Genomic DNA, 2517 nt, shown 5'->3' on the forward strand with positions numbered 1-2517 from the left:
GTTTCTTCACTTGATGGCGCTTCTTTTGTTGTTACATCTTCTGTATTTTCTTCACTTGATGGCGCTTCTTTTGTTGTTACGTCTTCTGTGTTTTCTTCACTTGATGGCGCTTCTTTTGTTGTTACATCTTCTGTATTTTCTTCACTTGATGGCGCTTCTTTTGTTGTTACATCTTCTGTATTTTCTTCACTTGATGGCGCTTCTTTTGTTGTTGTTTTTTCTGTTAATGTTGTAGCAGTTTCATTAGATAAGTCAACTTTTTGATTATTTTTGTCGTTATCATTCTCTAGACTATTTAGAGAAGTATTTTTCATATGATTTTCTTCAGCTGCTTTTGCTTCATCGTCAGCGTGACCAAAAATCAAAGTAGCACCAACTAATATTGAAGCTGTTCCTACTGTGAATTTTCTTATGGAGTACTTATTTAGTCTGTTTGATATAAAATCCAGTTTCTTTTTAATAGGACCTTGTCTTCTTTTATTCATACTTTACCTCCCAGTAAATCTCTTTTAAAAGGTTTTTATAGTTAAAATAAAAATATACTTATTTTCATGAAAGCTACATATACTTTTATATGTAAATACGTATATAGAGTAATCTATCTTCTCATTTAACACAATGTTTTTAAATTTTTTTACAATAAAAAAATAAATATTAAGTCTATCAAAAGATGAGATGTTCTAATCTTTTTAAATCTAATAAATTGTCCTACAATGTATTTTCTTAAAATTAACAACGTACATTGACAATAAACTATTCTCTTTCAATATAGTAAATATTTTTTAATATTGTTTAAATTTACAAGTAAATTACATGCATTTTCATAATTTCAACTAAAATATTATAACACTCAACATACTTTTTTATCAAAAAATTTTAATCAATTTACTAAATATTTTATTCTTTAAAGATTAGATATGGAAGCTAATTTAGAAATTAAATTTAATTGAATATAATCGATTTAGAAGTTATCAAAGTAAAATAGTATAACTAAGATAATGTTTTTTATACAAGTATTTTTCACTTATACAGTGCATATCTATAATTTCAATTTGTCTTACTTTATTAAAAATACTAACTCTTCTCACACAACTTACTTATCCAAAATCAAAAAAATAGCCCTCCCAAATAGTGGGAAGACTATTTTCATTGTAGTAGTAAACTACTTTTTATCTGATCTATTTTTACGACGTTTTCCTGCTAAGAAGAGCGTACCAGCAGCAGCAAATAAAGAGCCAAGTAAAGTGCCATTATTTTGTTCATTATTACCTGTTTCAGGTAATGCTTTAGCTTCACTATTATTTTGTTTATGAGTATTATTTGAAGTATTATTATCTTCACTTAACTCTGATTCGTCATTGTTTGAATCTGTTTGATCAGTGTTGTTAACAGACGCAGTATTATTTGAATCTGTAGTAGCGTTATTATCAGTTAGACTATCTTTATTTCCTTCAACTGAATTATTGCTATCTAAAGAGTTATTACCTTCTTCATCTTTTGAATTATCTTCATTTGATGAGCCTTTATCTGCTCCGTCTTCTGAGTTATCTCCATCTGATGAATCATTGCCTGTTCCATCTCCTGAATTGTCTCCATTTGATGGATTATCACAATTTTCTCCTACAACAACTTTTGTTGGGGTAGATACTTTACCATCTTTATCTTTTTCAACAACAGTAATTACATCACCTTTATCAAGATCTACGCCGTCTGGAATATCAACAGTCCAATTACCATCCTTATCAATGTTGCCTTCTGAAGTACTACCATCTGGGAATGTAACCACAATTGTGTTGCCTGGTGTACCATCTGTTCCCGTAACTTCAGTATCATTATCATCAACCGGGTTAACTGTTGGCGCTGGAATATCAATCACATCTCCTACTGTAATCGTTGTTGATACTTCTTCTGTAGAACCATCTGGATACGTTACCGTCACTGGTATAACTATAGATGTTCCTGGTACTGCATCTTCCGAAGGTTTTACAGTTAATTCACCAGTATTATGGTCAACTGTTACTTCCCAATCTGAAGGAACTTTCGATTTGTCAATTTCATATTGAGTGCCATCCGGCATTGTATTATCACCAGTTTGTGGCACTTTGACTGTTTCTCCTGGATCTACTGTTACATTATCATAACTTGGATCATTAGTATTCGCTTGTGTTTCTTCTCCTACTTTTACAGGAACTTTAACATGATCTTTTGTTCCATCTGGATATGTTACCGTCACATCTACGTTTGTTGTTCCTGGTGTATTACCGTCTGGTAATTGATCTGGATTATCCACTGTGATAACTGGTTGTTCTTTTTCACTTGGATAATCTGGTACTGTAACTGCTCCTGTCACGTCTTCTTCTGTTGTTGGTGTACCGTAGTCTTTGTTAACTTCTTCTACGTTTGGTTCGTAAGCATCGTTATCTGCTTCTTCTCCTACCGTTACAGGAACTTTAACATGATCTTTTGTTCCATCTGGATATGTTACCGTCACATCTACGTTTGTTGTTCCTGGTGTAT

General features: G+C 31.8%; 2 protein-coding genes. Both read right to left on the reverse strand.

Going from position 1 to position 2517, the window contains the following annotated elements; translation table 11 throughout:
- On the reverse strand, positions 1–485 hold a 485-nt coding region (locus AC2FB1_RS10730; protein ID WP_490675234.1), incomplete at its 3' end, for a YSIRK-type signal peptide-containing protein.
- 677 nt (positions 486–1162) lie between these two features.
- A partial coding sequence (locus AC2FB1_RS10735; protein WP_490675235.1) for a Rib/alpha-like domain-containing protein occupies positions 1163–2517 on the reverse strand: 1355 nt, incomplete at its 5' end.

The organism is Staphylococcus sp. CoH_129_LAB_1 (assembly GCF_058191515.1).